Annotated in this window: 32 protein-coding genes; 6 read left to right on the forward strand and 26 right to left on the reverse strand. The window is 39.9% G+C overall.

Annotated elements, in window-relative coordinates:
- Positions 1-4 precede the first annotated feature (4 nt).
- The 26 genes from RFW85_RS03580 to RFW85_RS03705 form a co-directional block, all read right to left on the reverse strand.
- Positions 5-670 (reverse strand): Ish1 domain-containing protein, encoded by a 666-nt coding sequence (locus tag RFW85_RS03580; RefSeq protein ID WP_057046532.1) that lies wholly within the window; start codon positions 668-670, stop codon positions 5-7.
- 64 nt (positions 671-734) lie between these two features.
- Positions 735-1,688, reverse strand: a complete 954-nt coding sequence (locus RFW85_RS03585) for a major capsid protein (RefSeq protein ID WP_000214194.1) — start codon at positions 1,686-1,688, stop codon at positions 735-737.
- A 27-nt stretch (positions 1,689-1,715) separates the two neighbouring features.
- Entirely contained in the window at positions 1,716-2,483 is a 768-nt protein-coding gene (locus RFW85_RS03590; protein WP_230258729.1) for a DUF6651 domain-containing protein, read from the reverse strand.
- A 112-nt stretch (positions 2,484-2,595) separates the two neighbouring features.
- Positions 2,596-2,787: a hypothetical protein gene (locus tag RFW85_RS03595; protein ID WP_001139861.1), complete on the reverse strand. Its 192-nt coding sequence runs from the start codon at positions 2,785-2,787 to the stop codon at positions 2,596-2,598.
- Between the two features lie 222 nt (positions 2,788-3,009).
- Entirely contained in the window at positions 3,010-3,246 is a 237-nt protein-coding gene (locus RFW85_RS03600) for a hypothetical protein (RefSeq protein WP_000004365.1), read from the reverse strand.
- Between the two features lie 98 nt (positions 3,247-3,344).
- Complete coding sequence (locus RFW85_RS03605; RefSeq protein ID WP_000965231.1) at positions 3,345-3,773, reverse strand: hypothetical protein; 429 nt, start codon at positions 3,771-3,773, stop codon at positions 3,345-3,347.
- 8 nt (positions 3,774-3,781) lie between these two features.
- A complete protein-coding gene (locus tag RFW85_RS03610) occupies positions 3,782-4,885 on the reverse strand; it encodes a minor capsid protein (protein ID WP_033855665.1) in 1,104 nt (367 codons plus the stop codon).
- 1 nt (position 4,886) lies between these two features.
- The gene (locus tag RFW85_RS03615) at positions 4,887-6,338 is read right to left on the reverse strand and encodes a DUF4055 domain-containing protein (RefSeq protein ID WP_230258728.1); all 1,452 of its coding nucleotides are present in this window, start codon (positions 6,336-6,338) and stop codon (positions 4,887-4,889) included.
- The gene (gene terL, locus RFW85_RS03620; RefSeq protein WP_309171155.1) at positions 6,335-7,762 is read right to left on the reverse strand and encodes a phage terminase large subunit; all 1,428 of its coding nucleotides are present in this window, start codon (positions 7,760-7,762) and stop codon (positions 6,335-6,337) included. Before terL ends, RFW85_RS03615 begins: the two co-directional genes overlap by 4 nt.
- A complete protein-coding gene (locus tag RFW85_RS03625; protein ID WP_000212566.1) occupies positions 7,752-8,222 on the reverse strand; it encodes a DUF2280 domain-containing protein in 471 nt (156 codons plus the stop codon). Before RFW85_RS03625 ends, terL begins: the two co-directional genes overlap by 11 nt.
- 58 nt (positions 8,223-8,280) lie before the next feature.
- Positions 8,281-8,922: a putative metallopeptidase gene (locus RFW85_RS03630; RefSeq protein ID WP_309171156.1), complete on the reverse strand. Its 642-nt coding sequence runs from the start codon at positions 8,920-8,922 to the stop codon at positions 8,281-8,283.
- Complete coding sequence (locus tag RFW85_RS03635) at positions 8,891-9,358, reverse strand: hypothetical protein (protein ID WP_309171157.1); 468 nt, start codon at positions 9,356-9,358, stop codon at positions 8,891-8,893. Before RFW85_RS03635 ends, RFW85_RS03630 begins: the two co-directional genes overlap by 32 nt.
- Positions 9,359-9,370: 12 nt before the next feature.
- Complete coding sequence (locus tag RFW85_RS03640; RefSeq protein ID WP_000134358.1) at positions 9,371-9,562, reverse strand: hypothetical protein; 192 nt, start codon at positions 9,560-9,562, stop codon at positions 9,371-9,373.
- A gap of 462 nt (positions 9,563-10,024) precedes the next feature.
- The gene (locus tag RFW85_RS03645; protein ID WP_309171158.1) at positions 10,025-10,777 is read right to left on the reverse strand and encodes a hypothetical protein; all 753 of its coding nucleotides are present in this window, start codon (positions 10,775-10,777) and stop codon (positions 10,025-10,027) included.
- Between the two features lie 10 nt (positions 10,778-10,787).
- Positions 10,788-11,192 carry a DUF559 domain-containing protein gene (locus tag RFW85_RS03650; RefSeq protein ID WP_309171159.1) on the reverse strand — a complete coding sequence of 135 codons (405 nt, stop codon included), beginning with the start codon at positions 11,190-11,192 and terminating at the stop codon, positions 10,788-10,790.
- Between the two features lie 12 nt (positions 11,193-11,204).
- Positions 11,205-11,462 (reverse strand): hypothetical protein, encoded by a 258-nt coding sequence (locus tag RFW85_RS03655; RefSeq protein ID WP_044424662.1) that lies wholly within the window; start codon positions 11,460-11,462, stop codon positions 11,205-11,207.
- Positions 11,455-11,823, reverse strand: coding sequence for a hypothetical protein (locus RFW85_RS03660; protein WP_044424663.1), 369 nt, complete (start codon positions 11,821-11,823; stop codon positions 11,455-11,457). The genes RFW85_RS03655 and RFW85_RS03660 overlap by 8 nt, the downstream gene beginning before the upstream one ends.
- Positions 11,816-12,085, reverse strand: a complete 270-nt coding sequence (locus RFW85_RS03665) for a hypothetical protein (protein ID WP_044424664.1) — start codon at positions 12,083-12,085, stop codon at positions 11,816-11,818. Before RFW85_RS03665 ends, RFW85_RS03660 begins: the two co-directional genes overlap by 8 nt.
- Positions 12,082-12,201 carry a putative phage replication protein gene (locus tag RFW85_RS03670; RefSeq protein WP_309171160.1) on the reverse strand — a complete coding sequence of 40 codons (120 nt, stop codon included), beginning with the start codon at positions 12,199-12,201 and terminating at the stop codon, positions 12,082-12,084. Before RFW85_RS03670 ends, RFW85_RS03665 begins: the two co-directional genes overlap by 4 nt.
- Positions 12,198-12,968, reverse strand: coding sequence for an ATP-binding protein (locus tag RFW85_RS03675; protein WP_002053037.1), 771 nt, complete (start codon positions 12,966-12,968; stop codon positions 12,198-12,200). Before RFW85_RS03675 ends, RFW85_RS03670 begins: the two co-directional genes overlap by 4 nt.
- Positions 12,965-13,858: a hypothetical protein gene (locus tag RFW85_RS03680; protein ID WP_032059778.1), complete on the reverse strand. Its 894-nt coding sequence runs from the start codon at positions 13,856-13,858 to the stop codon at positions 12,965-12,967. Before RFW85_RS03680 ends, RFW85_RS03675 begins: the two co-directional genes overlap by 4 nt.
- Before the next feature lie 58 nt (positions 13,859-13,916).
- Complete coding sequence (locus RFW85_RS03685; protein ID WP_001268069.1) at positions 13,917-14,273, reverse strand: hypothetical protein; 357 nt, start codon at positions 14,271-14,273, stop codon at positions 13,917-13,919.
- Complete coding sequence (locus RFW85_RS03690) at positions 14,270-14,566, reverse strand: hypothetical protein (RefSeq protein WP_068600424.1); 297 nt, start codon at positions 14,564-14,566, stop codon at positions 14,270-14,272. The genes RFW85_RS03685 and RFW85_RS03690 overlap by 4 nt, the downstream gene beginning before the upstream one ends.
- Positions 14,563-14,838: a hypothetical protein gene (locus tag RFW85_RS03695; RefSeq protein WP_032023375.1), complete on the reverse strand. Its 276-nt coding sequence runs from the start codon at positions 14,836-14,838 to the stop codon at positions 14,563-14,565. The genes RFW85_RS03690 and RFW85_RS03695 overlap by 4 nt, the downstream gene beginning before the upstream one ends.
- A gap of 55 nt (positions 14,839-14,893) precedes the next feature.
- The gene (locus RFW85_RS03700) at positions 14,894-15,214 is read right to left on the reverse strand and encodes a hypothetical protein (RefSeq protein WP_000049332.1); all 321 of its coding nucleotides are present in this window, start codon (positions 15,212-15,214) and stop codon (positions 14,894-14,896) included.
- Between the two features lie 10 nt (positions 15,215-15,224).
- A complete protein-coding gene (locus RFW85_RS03705; RefSeq protein WP_000996060.1) occupies positions 15,225-15,476 on the reverse strand; it encodes a Cro/CI family transcriptional regulator in 252 nt (83 codons plus the stop codon).
- 108 nt (positions 15,477-15,584) lie between these two features.
- On the opposite strand from RFW85_RS03705, the gene RFW85_RS03710 reads away from it, so the two are divergent.
- The 6 genes from RFW85_RS03710 to RFW85_RS03735 all read left to right on the forward strand — a co-directional run bounded on the left by RFW85_RS03710 (position 15,585) and on the right by RFW85_RS03735 (position 18,789).
- Positions 15,585-16,349 carry a LexA family transcriptional regulator gene (locus RFW85_RS03710; protein ID WP_002053115.1) on the forward strand — a complete coding sequence of 255 codons (765 nt, stop codon included), beginning with the start codon at positions 15,585-15,587 and terminating at the stop codon, positions 16,347-16,349.
- Positions 16,350-16,363: 14 nt separating this feature from the next.
- Positions 16,364-16,579, forward strand: a complete 216-nt coding sequence (locus RFW85_RS03715; RefSeq protein ID WP_000370477.1) for a hypothetical protein — start codon at positions 16,364-16,366, stop codon at positions 16,577-16,579.
- A gap of 49 nt (positions 16,580-16,628) precedes the next feature.
- A complete protein-coding gene (locus RFW85_RS03720; RefSeq protein WP_032068936.1) occupies positions 16,629-16,877 on the forward strand; it encodes a hypothetical protein in 249 nt (82 codons plus the stop codon).
- Positions 16,878-17,243: 366 nt separating this feature from the next.
- Complete coding sequence (locus tag RFW85_RS03725) at positions 17,244-17,684, forward strand: hypothetical protein (protein ID WP_032068940.1); 441 nt, start codon at positions 17,244-17,246, stop codon at positions 17,682-17,684.
- A gap of 2 nt (positions 17,685-17,686) precedes the next feature.
- The gene (locus RFW85_RS03730; protein WP_031974081.1) at positions 17,687-18,010 is read left to right on the forward strand and encodes a hypothetical protein; all 324 of its coding nucleotides are present in this window, start codon (positions 17,687-17,689) and stop codon (positions 18,008-18,010) included.
- Positions 18,011-18,021: 11 nt separating this feature from the next.
- Positions 18,022-18,789: a hypothetical protein gene (locus RFW85_RS03735; RefSeq protein ID WP_000206152.1), complete on the forward strand. Its 768-nt coding sequence runs from the start codon at positions 18,022-18,024 to the stop codon at positions 18,787-18,789.
- The last annotated feature ends 3 nt before the right edge of the window (positions 18,790-18,792 follow it).

An 18,792-nucleotide genomic window follows, 5' to 3' on the forward strand; every position in this document is an offset into this window, starting at 1 on the left:
TTCATTATTCCTTCGGGATTAATTTAAGGAGTTCTGCTTTGGTTGCAGATGGTTTGTAGCCAATATCTTTACTGGCCAAAAACTCTTTTAATTGATCATTTGACCAATTTTCAAAATCATTTGTCGCCGTATCCGTTGCTGGATTTTCTGCTGCCTTTCCAGCATCCAATTCAGCTATACGCGCTTGCATAGCAGCAACATCATTTTTAAAAGCATCAAATTCTGCTTGAATGCTTACCACTTTTCCTTCAGCCGCTTTAGTAGCATTGTCAGCTTGGAGTACTGCATCTTTTAAACGTGTGTTTTCAGAAATTAACTCTGAACTATCACCATTAGCTTGTTCCAAGATTTCGATTTTCTGTTTAAGTTGCCCGTTTTCTTCAATAACCTTTTCACAGTCAGCTTTTGCTTGATCAATGACTTTTTGCAGCTCTGGAGTAATTCCAACCGCGACATTTACTGTGGCCAAAGTTGTTTTTGCAGGTTCTTCCAATTTGCGAACTTCAACTGGAATATTCAAAGCTTCATAATCATTTTGAATTTTCGGGTAATCACCGTAAATGATTACCTCTTCAGCACTTCGATTTGGATATTCATAATATTCAGGGTTTGCAATAGTCCCTACTTCTAATGCGGCTGCTGCCGCAATACGTGTATAGATTAGCTTCATGATGCATTTCTCTTTAATGTAAAAAGAGGGCTTAATAGCCCTCTTATAGTGAGATGTTTATGAGTTAACCAGTTGTTGTGCCAGACAAGTCAAGCAATGTGCCTGCTGTCATTTTGTTGCTAGTAGCATGTTTTTTCCAGTTGGCACTTGAACCAAGTAAAGTAAGGTCAGGGTTTTCGCCTTTTGATGTATCCCAGCTATAACCAAGAATATCTAAGTTGAACGCGCCTTCAGCACGCATTCCAATGCCTAAGTTTTCTTCATCATTGATGTCATAAGCTCGGAAGCCAGGTACTTGTGATTCTGTAACAGTAACCGCACCCATTTGCAAACCAAATGCATCATCATCACCTACAGCATCTGTAACCAATACCGGCTTACCTAAGGTACCTGGTAAACCACCATAGATAACGATTTCAGATTCTCCATAAATTTGCTTGGTGATTGCATCATCGACAATATCGAAATAAGTATCTGAGTTCATCACCCACAAACTAATACGACCAAACTTATCACCAAACTTACGCATACCACGTGTTAGTGCTTTACGGCCATCTACCGCAATACTGCCTTTGGCAACCATATCTGGGTTGCTAGAAATAGCTGCTTTTAATGAGGCTAAACTGTACTGTAAACGTCCTGCAACCAATGCATCTGCTAAATCATAACCAAGAATCATTGCAAATTCTTCAGGTGTACGTGCACGGCGTTTGAATGCCTCTTCAGTGGAAGCATAAGGGCCATATTTATATGGGACTTTTACACCTACAGATTCACCAGAACCAATTTTCTCAGGCACTACTTTGGCGGTTGAATTCACATCACGATGTTTAATGCTACCGCCCACTTTGTAGAATGCTTCTTTGTTGAAATCACCTTCAATGATCTCATTACGATAAACAATTGCACCATTAGAGGCTTGGTTAAATACATTCAAATTGTCTTGCAAACGCTCTAAATAAGCAGTTTGTGCCAATTGGTTGTAGATGATCATGTCTGAGTTAACTGTTGTAGTCATAACGACTTATCTCCAAATTTTTAATGATTAGTTCGGCAGTTTTAGGAAGGCATCATTGCCATGTTCTTTGATGTAGTCAGCTTTCTGAGAAACAGACATTTCACTGCGTTTCATTCCTGCAGGCGCTCCACCTTTGCCCCCACCTTGAAAACCGCCACCAGTTCCTTTACCACCTTTAAGAATTAAGTCTTTATGCTGGTATCCACCAACCAATGACTCTAAAGCTTCATCAACATTTGCAAGTTCACCCGGACGGACACGCGAATAAATTTTTTCGCCGTTCGGATCATATGCAACCACCTTGCCCTCTTCGATTTTGAAGTGATGACCAAAGGTCGCTTGCACCATATCCACAGGTACTGCAATATTGTCTTGAATGTACTTAGAACGAGCAAAACCACCGCCGATAAGCTCTTTATGCAATGAGGCCTCAAGAGCATCACGTTGCTCAACAATCGGAGCATATTTTTCTTCAACTGCTTTGATAGCTTCAGCTTTCACTTTCTCAACTTCACCGGCATCCACCAGCTTTTTATCGTCGAGATTTTGGATTGTCTGAATTGCTTTCTTAGCTGCCACAGGATCATCGATCCCTTCAAAAGCCTTTAAGGCTTTTTCTGCTGCTTCTTTCGCTTCACGATGTGTTTTAGCTTCATTGTTTAAGCGTGCAATTGTTGCTACCGAGTGTGGTGCATCATGTGGCATTTCTTTGCCGTCATCATGAATATAGATCGGCTTATCGCCGTCTACTTCCGCATAAACTTTACCGTCGATCGTTACTGTTTTAAGTTTCATTGGTCATCCAACCTATATACACAAATGGGCATCCGCCCGGATTCGCCGTTAGCATCCGCTTCCGGCAGGCAATAAAAAAGCGCCCTTTAGGACGCTTCATTTCTATAAATGATTATTTACTTAAAGCTTGGCGTACAAATGCATCTTTTGCTTCAAGTAGCTTTCTTAATCCTGTGGATTTTTCAGGCCCGTCAGGAAGTTGCTCATCCATTTGCCGAGCTAAATCACCAATTGGCTTACTAACTTGCTGCAAATGTTCAGGTAAATGTTCATATTGGAAATATTGGATAATAGGGCTTGGCATTTTCTTCTCGCAAAAAAGCACCCGAAGGTGCTATGGTTAAAAATTAAGTTCTATTTGATGAGTGCAATTGCTTTTAATCTTTCAAAAGTAAAACCATAAATTGCCATGGCTTGAAACCTTAATTTGAAGAAATGGCACCAGAATTCATTTTGTGCTCAGAATATATTGAGCATCTGACATATTGATTTGCTTTTCAGGCATTTGTAGTACCTTTAGCTACGTTTACTTTTTATTCCAAACCTCTGATCTAGGTTCATCACCAACTAAGCGGATGCCTTGAGGACCACCTACATCAAATGTTGCCGTGATAGTCGCTGGACCCTCAAAAACACTACAATTCATTTTTACAGCGGTTAATCCAGCTAATGGAATACCTGTTTCCTCGTCACAAAGAGCAAGATGAGAAGATTTATCTGAAACTCTTTTAAGTACCAAATGTCTAACTTTTGATTCACTCATAAGCCAAACTCCATAAATGACAAAAGCGCCATTTGGGCGCTTATATAGGTGAAAATTGTGTCTTAAGTGAGTTTAGAATTACCTGTAATCGGCAATAATTACTCACAGTTAAATCCAGTTCCAACAAGGTCTTTTTTCAAATTTGAAACGAGATTTTGTTGTTCCTGCTGTTGTCCACTAAGATAATTTTTATCTAGAGTCTCTGCACCATCAATAGATTTATAAAGCTCTTTAGATTCCTCTAAATTGTCTTTTAAAAACGTGGTGAGGTTTAGTTTCGCCTGGGCAGCTCTACATAAATTATTTTTAGCTTCTAAACCTTGAGTAGCCTGTTTTACTTGACCAGTTGCAGGATCAAAAGAATATGCATTTGCCATTGCTGACTCCAAAGCTTCAGACAATCGATCATATTCTTTAAGATATTTTTGACTTGGTTCAGCTAAACAAGTGATGGAAATTAGGGTTAGACATACAAAAGCTATTGTTTTCATATTGTATAAATTCTGATGTTTTAAAAAATATAACATAAGAAAAATTACAGACCCAACTTTTTAAAAGCTTTTTCATCCAACTTTCTCAAATCATCTAAGCTATAGAAACGGCCTTCAGGATCAAAGAACTTTTCAAAATCAAATTTTCCTTCCTTATAGAGCTTGTAACGCTTCGGCCCTAGCCACTCTTTTTGAAAGAAATCATCTGTCTTTTTAAAGAATTCTTTAAAAGTGGTATTGGCATCTAACTGTCCTATTAACTGGCTTCGCTCTTCTTTGGGGATGTCTTTAACTCTACGTTCGTCCATTACAAATGGCCGTTCGCCAACAAGTTGACCGTCCTTCTCGACCGGAACCAAGATACTGCGACAGTTAGGATGTAACGGCGGCACTCGCTTTGCCGGATCATTTATTTCCCACACTGAACCATCTAATGAAGCGCAAAGCTTAGAAGTTCGTCCATCTAAAACACTAACAAATCGGACATATTCAAAGCCAATTTGGTTGAAGCTATTTAGATAGGCTTGATTAGCTACATGACTTCGCACAGTTCTTACCGTTCGCTCAATATCAGTTTTGGTACCATTTAAGATCCCATCTTCATAGTTAAGCCGTTTGCTCCCTCGAATACGCTGAACAATTTCTTGGTTAGTTTTGCCTGAATTAATACCATCTCGAATTGCATACTCAACCTTTTGACGGGCACTTTCAGCAATTCTTGAAAGCAGATCATCGACAAGAGCGCCACCTGCCAACGGAACTTTTTTAGCGGATAAGAATAGTTTTTCCCCATCAGGCTTATTAATTTTTGCTCCATAGAGCTTAGCTACGTAATTGGCCTCATAAACAGCCAGCGCCGTAGCAGAAACGGCAAAAGCTTCAGGTAATGCTAAATTAACACTGGCAAACCATTGGGCAATCAAATCCCTAATTTCCCTTAAATTTGAAGTTGTATATTTACCACCAGCTAAAGCAACTTTCTCCGACTCATTAAGCTCATCCAATAAATCCCGAAGCTTAGATAGCATCTTGCTCGTATCATCATTGAATAAAGCCAATAACTCATTTACCGTTTTTGATGAAGCACGATAAAGATAGGCCTGGTGCTGAGTGAGTGCTTCAAATAGTTTTTTGATATCTGTTGCCATCTCACTCTACCTTTTGATTTAAAGTCCCATCTTGCTCTGCTTCAACATTCTGAAGCTCTTCTTCATATTTTTGTTTAGGGAACATACCTGTTTGGTTGTATTCCCACCATGATTTAAATGAAGATCGGCCTTGTAGAGCTGCTTCAAATAACTGTCGAGCTAACTCAGCTAAATAACCCTGTTTGTTAAATTCTTGACTGATTTCGAACATCAAATCATCTTTAGTTAGAACACCCACATTAGGCATTACAAACTTTGCTGCCCATCGTAATGCTGCTGACAAGGCTTCATTCATATTGACTACACAGAGCGAAAGAACTGAATGTTGAACAGCGTCATCGCTATTCGCTTCCGTAGCAGTCTTTTTACCCGCTGTACCCTTCTCAATTAAACGCGCCCCCATCTCCTTCATTTTTTCCCACTTATCTTTCATCGCTTCCCGGGCAAGAGTATTAGGGTCGGCTTGAACAATTCCTAATCCACCATTTTCAGGTAAAGGCAAAAGTACTTTCGCACCAATGTAGATGCCACGTTTTTTGGCTTGGTCGTACCATTCCCATGTAACACCCTTCGCAAAGTATTGAGGTTGCCCCATATAAAAAACGGACTCTTGAAAGTCCGCACTGTCACGATAATGGGCTAAATTGAGATTGGCCAAAGGAAGTAATGGCGGCTTCTTAATCTCTTCTGAATTATCAATTGCACCTACAAATGTAAAAGGTATATAGGTCCAGAAATTCCCGTTGTAATCTGTTGGAAACTTCTTATCTCCGCCAACCCAGTTACCCTTTTCACCCTTTGTATACACCTGAACGGAATAAATATATTCCCCATTACCCTCTTGCTCTAAACGAAGTACACGATATTGCTCTTGTTCGGTTTTACTAAAGCCATCAGCACCTCGTTCAGACTTAAATTCACGTATAACCACTAAGCAAAGCTTTTTCTGGTTATCGATCATTACTGAATCCCAATTCACTACATCAAGGGCATTTAGTAAATGAATCATCGGATAGGCTTTTTGTGCTTTAAATTCCGCTAGATTACGAGCTGGTGGCACATCAGGATAATCAACATATAAAGCACAACGATAATGCTTCAATAAGTGGCGAATTCCATTTTGAGCCAATTGATAAGCACTAATGCCTGCTCCATTCGCATTACGTTCTAAATGAGCAAGCTCGGGAGGAAATTTAAAACTTGGATCTGTTGCAAAAGCTGCACCAACTAAACTATTTGATGTAGTCCCTGTTACTTCATAAAAGACTGCACGGGTAAGATAAGCCTCATAAGCGCTTTTATTTGCAGGTGACTTATCATGTGCATTTGGCATCGGCAAATATTTTTCACCTTTAGCCTTAACTGCATCTTCACCTTCACAAACATCATCAAGTTTTTGCCAGTATGGCAAGTTTTTAACATATTCAGGATGTTGAAAAGTTACATCACTCATCGTGCAAATCCCATATCAGCGAAGAAGGTTTCAAATCCTTCATGTAATTCATTAAACGCATCTGAAGCTGCATCCACTTGGTCGTCATGTGTGCCATTAGGAAAATGACGAAGCTCATCAATAAAATCCTTATTCCATTCACCTTTGAGCATTCGTACATTTCCTACGTTAACTTGGGCCGCAAATGGTTGTGCACGTGTAAGCTTGTCACCTGAAATTGGCTTAGCTATCACGCTATAACCCGCAAGAAGCTTCACAAATGAACTAGCTTGCGATTTACCAGCTTGACCGGGATCTTGTGGTAGACGCACAGAAACTTTTTTCCCATCTATTTTTGCTGTTTGTTCTAAGCGCTTATTCACATTGTCAGGTCCAAGCTGTCCTCTAGTTACATCGACAATGTAAGTAAAACCATCTGCGCCTAGAGCTTCTCGCACACCTACTGTAAAGTCGCCTTCATTTTCGGTTGCCCCAAAGTCCCAAGCCCTAACTTGTTTCAATACATCTGCAGGCAAAGCATCAACAATTTGAATATTGTCGGGCTTAAAAAAACCGCCTGCTGGCGGTGATGGCATTTGTCGGTACTGCCCGGCAAATACATATGGTGCTGCTTGCTCCATTAGCCTCAATTTTTGGATATTGTGTTTTGCTGGCCACAGTGCGGATCCGTCTTCCTGAATAGCTGAAAGACATAGATGCTCCCACACTTCACCGTTACCACCAGCTACAGGAACGCCGTCTTTTCTATCACCTAGCAACCATCCAGCTAAATCATCTTCATGAAGTCGCTGCATAATCACAATGATCGGCGTATCTGGCGAGTTAGTACGCGATTCGAGTGTGTTCTGAAACCAATCAATTACCCCTTCTCGAATAGTTTTTGATGAAGCTTCATGTGCTTTGTGCGGGTCATCAATAATAATGCAGCCGCCAAAGCCTTTACGAAGTTTTCCTGCACCAAAACCGGTAATCGTGCCGCCTGTACCAGTCGCATAGCAGACACCACCTTGGGAAGTTCTCCAGAAGTCTTTAGCCTTACTATCATCACGCAATGTAAGCTCGGGAAAGACTTTTCTATACGCCTCTTCTTGCACAAGGGTTCGTATTTGGAAGGCATTATTTGCGGCAAGCATTGCCGAGTAACTGATATGAATAAACTCACAGTCAGGCTTCTTACCAAAACACCAAGCCATGAAATTAATTACAGCAATTTCAGTTTTAGAATATCGTGGTGGAACGTTAATAATTAACCGCTTTATCTCTCCGCGATAAACTTTCATTAAAGCTTCGCAGATTTCTAAGTGGTGCCAATTTTGCATCCATTTATAACCACGGCGCTCCTTAAACATGTACCTTGTGAAGAAATATAAATCTTCTTGCGCCTCGATCCGGATGGCTTTATCCCGAGCCGCATCAGTACTCATCTAAGACTTCCCTCCGCGCTTTTAAGTAATCTTCCATTGGAACTGGAATTTCTGAATTAACTGTTTGGACTGGTCCGCCGTCTTTGCCTGTAATTTCTTGGCGATTAGTAAATTGACCACCAATGTCTTTAGCGGCTTGCTCAAGAATTTTTAAGGCTGTTTTGACGTTTCTAGTCTTCTCAAGTTGTCTTTGGTATTGCTTCAATCGGTAGTACTTATTAGCAATTGGAATATCAATTAAGCCTTTATCAAACTCATCTCTGGTTTTTTCAAATAGTTCGACATACTTTTTGCTTAAGTTCTTACCAGCAACCTTTGTAGGGTCATAAGTTGCAACTTGAACACGATCTATATCAACGCCAAACTCTTGTTTTACGAGTTCAGCCACTTCTTGAGGTGTATCACGACAAGCAAGAGACTGAACTATAAAGATTTTCACAGGCTCTTTTAGTGTCGCCATAACTTCCTCATCGTATAACTACGTATAACAAAATGGGCAAAAAAAAGAGCCATTAGGCTCAATTGATTACACAGTTTCCGCAGCATCTTGAAATATCTAGATCCGAAACAAACGGCGGACTCTTGGCGACTTCAATAAGCCGCTTAACATTTTTGCTTGGGCCATAACGTTTAACAACACCAATAAACTCTTCAACATCGTGACCAGCAAGATAATGCTTAGGTAAGCCTGTATTATCGCTATAGATGATTTCACCATCTTCATCTTTCATAACGCCAATGTGATACAGCTCATGTTCAAGCAAATAACAAAATTCAGTATCATTAGCACGCTCACAGAAAGAGGCATCGACAGTAATTAAATAAGTTGGAACTGCGCCAAACCAGTCACGCATTTGTTGCTCTTGGCGAGCTTTACGCCAGCCACCAACATTAAACATTACTTTTTCACATTGCCCTAAAACCATAGCCTGCTTGCTTTTATATGCAGAAGACGCCCAAGCAAATGCTAAAAACTCTTCATTGTCGTGAAGTAGCTCAGCTATATGGTCATGATCCGGGTTATGAAGAGGTCCACCAATCGTTAAATAATTAGCGATAACCCATTTCTTTAGGTCTGGAGCCGGTATTAAACGAATTGCTTCCTCTTCTTCAGCTTGGTCAATAAAGTCAGTTGGTGGGAATGGTCTGATCTGATCCATTAAAAATTTGCCTCTTTAAATTTTTAAGCCATTGGCTAGCGAAATGAGCTTGGATCTGTAATGGACCAGATTCATTAATCTTAAATCTTGGTGCTGCCTCTATGCGAATTACTGTGTAACCCATCTCTTCAGCCACATCGTAACGATCAAGACTCCAAGCTTTGTTTTTTAGCTTACCCTTTCGACCACCAGACCAAGGGCCACCAGCAATTTCAACTAATATGTGATGTTCAATTAAATGAAAATCAAAACGCCAATGCTTAGTAGACTTAAACTGGAATTTCTTTTCGTACTTAATTTCCAGATTGTCTAAAGCTTCAGTAAATTCTTCCTCTGCCTCTAAGTACTTTTGAGTAGCTTTAGGTAGCGGTCTGGATTTAGGCTTGGTTTTAGGTTCTTTTTTCCGAGTTAGCCAAAAATACTCTTTATCGTCCATACCAATAGCCTCTTATAAGAAGCCTTCTGGTTTATTGTTGAGTCGTGCAATTAATTTATTTTGCTTTGCTATGGCTAAAAAAAATCGCTCATCTAAGTGAGCGATCTCTTCTTCTGTTAGGCCTTTGGTTGTGCAACTGCCTGTGTGATTTAGCTCTATTTGGAGCTGTCTAATCTCATGCGTAATTTTTTGAAATTCAGTCATACATACTCCAAAAAGAAAAAGCCCCGCCAATAACTAGTATTTGGCAGGGCTTCATGCGCCGTAATACGCTCGGCAAATTAAAAATTTAAATCTGAAGAAAAATTTATACTTCTTATTAAATGGATAAATTGATTGTATTCATCTTCACTATCGAACGGAAACTCTACTTCAGAACCATCCGAGAAATTAACTAATACGGAGCTAAGGTCTATACTTGATTCTATTTTGACAATTTGATCAAGATTATAATGACATGTACCAACTTGATAGAATTTAGGCAGATTACCCATTTCTTATTCCTGTTTAATTTTATTTAGAAAATTATAAGGCCTAAGCATAAAATTTCATAATTCATTCAATACAAAAAAGCTCACCATTTGGCGAGCTTTTAAAATCTTTCTGGCGATTACTTTACATTTCGCCCATTTTAGAAATCTTTATACTCAAGTGTATACCCAACTGTCAAGCACAAGTTTCTTGAGTATCAGGAAGTTCAAAACGAAATGAACGAGAAATACGCGATCTAATTTCATTTTCCCATTCTGCAACAATAGATTCTCCAAATAACTCAAACTTCTGATAGCTTTTAATATACGCTGTTTTAGTGGCACTAATTCCCGCTAGTTTCATTTTCTCATTCAAAGTGTATGGCCTTTTACCTGTACCATTGCACTTTTCACAAAATTTAGATCCGTCAGGATAGCCCATTGAATTAAACAATTCGATTTTGCCAATCCCCTGACACGAGCTACACATTGCTTTAACAAAAACATGGCCACGTAAAACAACCTCAGCAATTCCTTTTGCAAGATTAGTAAGATCACCTTGGGCATTAGTAGGGGTAAATTTTTTCTTTACCATTTCTTCATGAATCTTTACCGCTAATTTATTTCGCGCACGGAAAAAATCACCGGATTTAATCTCACCACGAACAAACTCGACTTTACCCGGTATATCTTCAATACGGCGCTCGGTTTGAAAATTAAAATCATACTTACTGTAAAAAGTTTCAGTTTGTTTTTGTGCCGGGGTAATTATTGCAATACGTTCAAAATCAACCTTCTCAACCAGTACTGTGGCCCAAAGCTTTGCAGCTGGTGATAACAGCGCTAATTCACCTAAAACTACATCTTTTGAAATTTTCTTACCTTCTGCTTTGCCTTGAGCAATAGCAAGGCGAAGTAACTCAATAAAATCAAACTTTTCAACTAACATAATCGCCTTCCTATTTACCCTTAATTAATAATTCAATTTGCTTTAATGCCATACCGGACTTAACTTGCTCTGTGCTGAACCGTAAAACTGTAAAACCCATCATTGCTGCGGAGTTGTATTTCTCCATATCCCCTAAATAGCCCTTGCCTCTTGTGTGACGGCCTCCGCTCCAGATCCCGCCTTCAACCTCAACTAAAATCTTTGTACCCGTAAGTAAAAAATCCGTCCGCCACTTTCGTTTCGGGTGGAATTTGTATTCCTGCTCAAAACTGATCTTGTGTGTTTTTAAATGTTGTACAAGCGTTGCCTCGCCTTCACTTACAACTCGTTCTTTTTTTACTGAAGCACGGCGCTTAGTTTTGCTACTTCGTTTTGCATAAAGACGTTTGTAATCGGCAAGGCTCATCGATGTCATTACTTAGCCCCACTACAGAAACTTAATTAAAACTTTTAGAGCTAAAGCAAAAAATACAAAAACAACCAAAGCGATCACCCTTAAGAAAACAACTTTTAATTTGCCATTCTTGATATTAAGCAAGGTGCGCTTTTTCCCTCTGGCGCTTTCATTGTGGTATTCAACGGAATGCTTAAGCATTACAGTAGGCACCAAGAAATAAGCCATAGACTTAATAAAACCGATGAGTATTAAGGCGATTACGCCTAAAATAATTACTTTTTCAATCATTAGTTTTTGTACTCTTAAGTAGAAGGTTTAACTCTTCGGCAAAATGTCTAAATACTTGAGACTTTTCCCAATCCCCTATAAGGCTTAATTCACGCGCTTCATCATTAAACTTTGCCCCAAGTCTCAAACAGGCCTCAATTAAGCCATCGTATTTAAGCTGAATACTTTGGGGCACCTTCAAACCAATGTCTTCCCGCACTTCCAACTGACTCACCTCGTCTAAACAGATCTGCCAAGCTTCTTTAAACCCATTCCATCTTGCTTGATGTGCCCATGATGAATAATTGCCATTGGGCAAACGTGTACCGACTACACCGAATTTCTTTTCAAAAGCATATCTGCACTTATCAATTTCACTCATGGCCAGCCCCTATAAGTGCTTTTTGTTCTTCTCTCAAGCCGTAAAGCTCAACCCCTTTGTCATCGCCTAGTGGCATGAGGCAAAAGTCAGGCAATGAACACAATTCATCATCAAAATCAAAGTTCCAGTAGTTATACAAATTCCCATCATGCGGACTAACGGCAAAACCATCATGTCCAGTAATAACCACAACTTCGCCGATGATCTCTTCGTCTACGGAGTCCAATATCAAAGCCAAACCACCTACTTGTAATCTGCTCATTGCTCCACCTCGTCATGTTCTTTACGCGCCAACCACCACAAAACCACCGCACCGCTAATAGCTGCTGTAAAAAATGAAATGAGTAAACCCCACGCTAAAATCTCGAATTTAGTCATGATCCTGCCCCACCAAAACGCAAGTCATCCCAGTCACATTCAACTACTGTCAAACCGTCATGTTGAAACCGAGACCATAAACGGTCCCCTAAGTTTTCCTTCAAACCTTGCGCCTTTTCTGTAGATTCAAGCGTCATGTTTGAAATTAAAACTGTCGGCTTTTTTTCGTCATAACGTGCATATAAAACTTTATGAACGAGCTGCAATCGACTCTCGTGTTGGTCGTGCAAACCATATTCATCCAATATCAATAAATCACAGTCCGTGAAGCGAAAAATTGCATTTGCTTCATTGTCATCTGGCTTTGTCCATGCAGTGGCAATTTCATTTGCCATGTCTTCTGAGGTGACGTAACGAACATAACTCCGCTTGTCTAAAACGTTACGAGCAATAGCACATGCAAGATGGGTTTTTCCTGTTCCTGTGCGCCCAACCATAATCAGATTGCGCTTCTTCCCTGAATTAAAATCTTGAACAAATTTATGGCAAGCAGCTTTAGCCTCTTTCTGTGGATCGATACTCACCATATAATTTTTAAATCCGCTTTCCTTGTGGCGCTCAGGGAGTTTTGCTCCGGCAAAATGTTTCTCGCGTACCATGAGGTTGACTTGGTGTGCGTGTTCAATTTGTGATTTCACATACGCTTCATTTGCACATGTTTGGCAAACTGGACGACCAATTAGTAAAACCATTAACTCATTGTGTTTAGGGCAAAACTGATTAGTTTGTACCAGCTCAGTTTTGAATTGTTTGCTCAATGCATTCATAGCATCTCCCCTACATCGATATCATCTGTGGCTGGTGCATACTGTTTTGCATCACCCCAAGCACTGTTTACGTCTCTTGCTGGTGCAGTTTTCATTGGTGAGTTTTGTTTTTTAGGTCTTATCGACTTTGTGAATTCCTGAATTAACCAAGTTGCAAACTTTCGAGTTCGTTGGTTTTCCGTGAGATCAATTTTGTTTTCCCAGTGAGCATTGAAGTTGCCAAGATGAAATTCATAATTTGGCATTTTTAAAACCTGCTCTGCTTGTGCACCCACTTGTGAAGTCCTAAGAACATTCAGCAATAGTTCACGATTTGGTTTCCAAGACTCCTCGGCCGCTGAAAAATTTTCAACCGCGTTTTGTGTGTGAGTATTTTCTTGTTCCTGCTCCTGCTCCTGCTCCTGTTCCTGTTCCTGGCTTCGAAGGGGCTTTGAAGGGGCTTGTAAGGGGCTATCTATTTTGGCGTTTTCGCCACGCTTTTGAGTCATACAAAATGCTTGTGCATATTTATCGAAAAAGCTTGATAAATAAGGGCTTGACGGCAATGAATCATACTCTTTTTGCACGTTCTTACAGCGGTTATCGGCTGGCTTTAATGACTCAGCTACTTGAAAACGTGCCATCTCGTGCACCCAGACTGTCTCCGTGGCTTCGTCATAGCTACAAAACCCCGCTTCACAGGCTCTTTGAAGCCCCTTAGAAGCCCCTTCAAAGCCCAAGCCAGTTTCATGAGCAATATATAGAAGGGGTATGTAATACAAGCCAAGCATGTTCGCGTGAGGGCTTGTCATTAAATACATAGCGACAATTAAGCCTTCAGGTGTTTGACGAAGTTTTTTTCCCGTAGTTCCCGTCCAGAAATGTGGTGAGACTTTCCCATAGTCACGCATGGTTATTTATCTCCTTTGAAGGGGGTTCGAAGGGGCTTTGAAGGGGTGATAATAATCATTACTTACCCCTTCCAAGCTTCACTAATCCGCGCATTTCCAACTGACGAATAATTCTTGGAGGAATAAATTCGTTGTTGATTTTGTAGCGAATGCGAGACTTTTCTTTCACCTGAATTAGTTTGTGCCCATCCTCCATAAGACGGCGAACTGCTATAGCCTGCCCCCCCATATGAGTTAATTCCTCAAGTTGATAAAATCTTTCCTGAGCCTCAATTGCGGCATTCATAACTGAAAGTGGCATGGCTGCTAATTCTTTAGCCGAATAGATCTTTACTGGTTGTTCCAGTGGAATCACCACCTCTAGCGGTGTGGTGGAAACGGAAATATCCTGTTTTCTTCTTACTGCATATCTCACTTTTCACCATCCTTTGGCTTAACATAGCCTCCAAAAGAATCAACCAAATACGCCTTGGTTAAGCTAGTTACAATCTGCTGTGCTAACCACTGCGTTATGCGGAATTGACGAGCCATAGCCTCTGAAAATTCAACTTTGGTTACCGCCGCATTATTTTCGTCATACCCTTTGTTGCGTAAATTTTGCTTTTTCACCTCAAATAGGTGGCCAAGTACTCGCAATGCAGGCTCATAGAAAGATTGGATTTCACTTTGCTGGCGAGAATCTTTGATTTGCTGTGTAAAGCTGTTCATGACACCTCCGCTAATGCTTGCTCAGCGCTTGTTAGTCGGCGTTTGGCATTAAGTTCTGCAACTGTTGCTGTGCGGATTTCTTTTGAAGAAACTAGAATCAAATGATTCTCTGATTTGATAGTCCACAACCTAGTCAAAGTTTTATTTTTAACCTCAAATAAATCATTTGATTTGAAAGTACGGCACTCTTTAGTAAGCACTACAACGTCACCTATTAAAAAATCTGGTGAGTTGAGTTCGATTGGTTGTTCTGATAAATTGTTTGTGTTCATTTGATCCACCTCATTTGAATGCCTAACCACTCCTGTTCGCGCAGGTAGTGGTTTTTTATTTGAATAAAATCCGCATGTATTCAGGTGAAGTGAATGCATGTGCTAAATAAACTCGCGTTGCTTCTGCAATTTCAGGTGAGCAATACACATCACTCTCTTGCACAACCTTCAAACCAATGGCTGTCAACAAAAAGCTAATAAACTCAATCTCAGTCCAACCATTTGATTTCTTTTCTGTTTTCATCCGTGAAAGGATGCTCGCATCGACATTTATCATCTCTGCTACTTGTCTTTGGTTGCTAGCGTTAAGTGCTTGCAATATGAGCGATTCGTTATTGCTAGCGCTTGCAGGCAATTCATTTGATACTTTGCTCATGGGTAAGGTCCTAAGCTGTTAATGATCCAAGGTTTTTGCTTTTTGTCGTCTGGGGACGAAGTTCAATCCAAATATCTTGATAGTTATCAGGGAAAAGTTCTTTTCGTGTTGTTAGACCAAGATCTTCAGCAATAACTGCTAGCCTGATTTTTCTATCAAGGGGAATAGCTTTCCATCCACTAACTGATGACGGAGCAATCCCCAGAAGTCTTGCTACCGCTGTGACACCACCTAGCTTGTCTATAAGTTGTGCGTCATTCATAACGTGCTCCTAATTTTTCTTTAATTATTAGGCATTCCTTATATTAAATCAATAGGAATACCTAATTTTATTTATGTTAGGATTTCCTAACATTGTGAGGATAGTTGTATGAACACTCTTGCTGAACGACTTAGATATGCCATGGAAGTATTGCCACCTAAAAAGATCAAAGGTGTCGAACTTGCTCGTGCAGTAGGAGTCAAACCTCCTTCTGTGAGTGATTGGCTGTCTGGAAAATCCAAAACAATGGAAGGTGAAAATTTATTACGTGCTTCAAAATTTTTGAATGTTAATCCTTCTTGGCTTGCATCTGGCACAGGAGAGATTCAATCAAGCACGAGAGATAAATTTAAACAACTGGATATCGAAGCCTTCAAAAAGAAATACAACATTAGTGATAGTGATGAAGCTCTTTTATTTTCAACAATTATCGAAAAACCATTTATCCCGTCATCTAAGCGTTGGGTTCCTGTAAAGGCGTACTCTAAGATGGGAATGGATGGTTATTTTACTGACATGGGTTATGAAGGAAATGCTGGTGATGGATATGTTCCAACCCACTCAGCAGGACCAAGAGCCTATGGCATTAAAGGCACTGGCGACTCAATGTTTCCAGCAATTCGTAATGGCTGGTATGTTGTATGCGACCCTGATGCAGATCTTGTGCCGAATGAGTTTGTTCAGGTGTGCTTGAAGGATGGAAGATGCACAATTAAAGAATTTGTCGGCATCAATGGTGGGGTTTTAAGTTTGCTTTCTGTGAATGGTGGTGAGCGATTTTTCTTTGAAATGGACGAGGTTGAAAGTATTACCGCTATTACAGATATCGTGCCGCCAAGTCAGCACAGACAAGAACATCCTTATTCGCATTAATCACAGGAAGACTTATGGACAACTCTAAACTACCAATCAACCAGATTATTGCTCGCATCAATGATGCTGCGAAACATGGTGAAGCTTTGGTGCTAACAGCCGAAGAAGTGAAGATTCTTTCTAAAGATATTGGCGACAAAGTCTTTATTCCTGTGCTTACTAATGAGCAGGTCGTGCAGTTGGTAAAAGAAGGAAAGCTAGGTCAGAAAATTAATAACACCAAAGATTAATAAGCTGTGAACCCGACACAGTACTTAAAATGTATCTGAAGGAGAAACTATGAAATTTAAAGATAATTTACCTGACAAATACAAATCCAAGATCGTTACTGTAGGCTATCTTGAAACTCATGATGATCACAAAGCACGACTAGAATTAGAATTTGAAAATGGGATGAAGTTGACTATATATGATGTTCCTAAACAAGAGTATCTAAAATTAAACTCTTGCAAATATGGTTGGGAATATTATTTTGCTGATACCATTTATCCAAACTACAAAGACCAGATTGAAATGATTAAGAATTAGATTCGTCCAAGAATTTCAAAATCATCTCAATTAATTCAATTTTGGCATCAACATTTATCCTGGTTAATTTTTCATAATTATCCGATCTCTCAAGAATAATGGATTTATTCCTAAGATCTTCAAAGCATGATCTTAATTGATATAAAGATTCTTTTACTTCATTTAAACACATAACAAACTCCACCCAACCCACCCCGTGTGGGTTTTCTTTTGTCTATTAAAACACAAAAATTAGGTATTTCTAATTTTATTAGGAATACCTATTGACTTAATAATTAGGTTTACCTAATATTTATCTCACAGACAACAAAAAAGCACACCGCCCCTCCCCAGGTCCGATGTGCTTTGCAAACTGCGAGATCAATTATGAACGTAAAAGTTAACTCATTCAACTCATTTGCATTTGTCAGCATGGCTGCTCTTGCAATTTCTGGTGGTTCTTTAGTTGCTTGCCAATTGCAGCCAGCTTTCCAAGCAAAAGAAGCCCCTTCTCTATTTACCCCTAAGACTCAACCAAGTACTTACGGTGTCTTAACTGCCAAAATCACAGGTAAACATTCTGGCGTTGCCGTAATCAAATTAGATAGTTTCCGTTTAAACGTTAGCTTTGATTTTGAAGCTCATCCAGACAGTTACGGCGTTCCGGGTTCTGAATTCACTGCTGTTGAAATTACTCAACTCACAGTAAATGAAATTACTGATGTTAATGGTAAGTCATATAACGATTTCACCGAATTTGAAGACATCCGAAACATCAATGGCCTTCTAAAAGGCTTCATCGAACGTAACAAGTTGGTGGAGGCTTAAAGATGTCTAATTTCAAAAAGCACCCTGACGGCTACAAGTCATTTTTAGGCCGTGATGATAAGGGCCTCTACTCTGTTCGCATTGGCTGGCAAGTGTACGCATCTAATGCTAATGGCTCAGTTCTTTACAAAGTTAAAGACGGATTTAAGACGCCTTTAAATGTGTTCAGGTTCCAAACTTCTTATCCAAAAGTTTGGAATGAACTCACCCAAGAAATCGATTTTCAGCGCAGAAAGCAGCTCGCTATAAAACTGCGTGAAACAAATATCCCTACTTATGACCGCAAAGCATATAAGCAAAAACGCGGCTTCACCGGCTCTAGATGAGGATAAGAAAAATGACAACTGAAAACTCAAAAGACAACTTACATATCTGGAATGCAGTTAAGCAAACGCCTACCAATTTTCTTAAAAAAATTGAGTTTGGTTATTTAAAAGGTAAATCAGATATTAACCCTCAATGGCGATTAATGGCTATGACTCAGGCCTTTGGTCCCGTTGGTCATGGCTGGACTTATAGACATGTACGTTTATGGTCTGAAACTGCTCCAGATGGAACCATTATGGCTTTTGCTGAAGTAGCAGTAAAAACCAAGATTGATGGTGTTTGGGGTGAGGAATTTTTCGGCAACGGCGGTTCAGCAATTGTTGAAGTTCAAAAGGGCAAATTAGTAGCGATTGATGAAGGTTATAAAAAGGCCGTTACTGATGCTCTTGGTGTAGCGTTTAAAGCTATTGGTGTGGCAGCTGATGTCTACCTCGGTAATTTTGATGGAAGTAAATATCTATACAACTATGACTATGCCTATCTAGAGCAAAATGCCTCTACCCCAGCAGGTCAAAATACAAATCAAAATAATCAGACAATCGCTCAGGGTGGTAACCAGAAGCCGCCTCGTACTCAGGACCAACTATATCAAGATGCATTAAAAGCAATTAAAGATGCACCAGACACCAACATCTTAAATGCTGCGATTAAGAAGTTTAAAGGTACTACGTATGAGGCGGGTATCAATAGAGCATGCCAAGCACGTGCCGATCAGATGGGTTGGGCACCTAAAAACAATCCTCAGCAAGTTCAGCAACAACAGTCGTTACATCACTAAAAG

It is taken from the genome of Acinetobacter sp. 12966 (assembly GCF_031196995.1).
Classification (GTDB): Bacteria; Pseudomonadota; Gammaproteobacteria; order Pseudomonadales; family Moraxellaceae; genus Acinetobacter; species Acinetobacter geminorum.